The organism is Carboxylicivirga caseinilyticus (genome assembly GCF_050589785.1).
Classification (GTDB): Bacteria; Bacteroidota; Bacteroidia; order Bacteroidales; family Marinilabiliaceae; genus Carboxylicivirga; species Carboxylicivirga caseinilyticus.
The window spans coordinates 1-1,070 of the sequence record NZ_JBNGOX010000108.1 but is presented as its reverse complement, the minus strand read 5'-3'; the positions used below and the strand labels follow the sequence as shown (position 1 = coordinate 1,070).

The following is a 1,070-nucleotide window of genomic DNA, read 5'->3' as shown; positions in this document are numbered from 1 at the left end:
AATCGAGTAGCCAGCCCCACTAGCAAACGCTAGCAGGGAGAAGCTCTCACACCACCGCACGTACGGTTCTCGTATACGGCGGTTCTCTACATTAAGGGGAACAGCGTGTTGTTGTAATAAAACAAATCTTTTGTCATTAGTCGAAACATATGAGATAAACTGATGTAACCGCGTTTTTGAAGGCGTTCTTTTGTTATGGTAGTGCCTAAAATCGGACTTTGAGCAATAGCCCAACCTCCCATACGAGAACGACTCCAGGCGTAAGCCATATCAGGTTTAACTCCCAGGCGAATAAGATTCTTTCTTTTGCGTTCGGGTTTCTTCCAATGATGCCAGATACAGTATCTAAGGCGATTACGAAGCCATCCATCAAGCTTTTCCAGTTTTAGTTTGATATTAGCATACTTGAAATTATTAATCCAGCCTCGCTGAATTTGCGTAATTTCCTGAATACGTTCGTCAAAGCTCATAGGAGTAGTTTTACGGGTGGCCTTTTTAAGTTTAGCCTTAAAACTTTGCCATCTATTAGAAGTAACAATCAGTTGATATTTTCCTTTGATTCCTCTTTTATAGATGGGAACAAAGCCAAAACCCAGTATTTGAAAGTTAACAGGGCGACGGATACCGCTTTTATCTCTGTTGATAGGGAGTTTTAGTTTATCCCTAAGAAATAGGTAAATGGTGTTTCCTGCTTTACGAGCATCCGATTTTGTTTTGCAATATATACTAAAATCATCGGCATATCGTACATAGTTAAGTCCTAGTCTTTCCATTTCATTATCCAGCTCATGCAGAATGATATTAGATAGTAATGGACTGATAGGACTGCCCTGTGGTACTCCAATTCGTCGTTTGTATAAGCGTCCATCTTTCACAAGTGGTGCTCGCAGCCAACGACGAATCAAACAGAGGGTTTGTTTACATTTAATCTTACGATATAAAAGTTGCAGTAATAATGTGTGATCCACTCTATCGAAGAATTCCTTCAAGTCTATTTCAACAATGTGTTGATTGTCGGAATTTATTAACGTTAGAGCTTTTCCTACTGCCTGCTGGGTGTTACGACGTGG

General features: G+C 40.2%; 1 protein-coding gene. It reads right to left on the bottom strand.

The annotated features are described in order from the left end of the window. Positions 1–86: 86 nt before the first annotated feature. Positions 87–1,070 (bottom strand): reverse transcriptase domain-containing protein (locus ACRD62_RS22435; protein ID WP_430822318.1); only part of this gene is annotated, 984 nt, incomplete at its 5' end.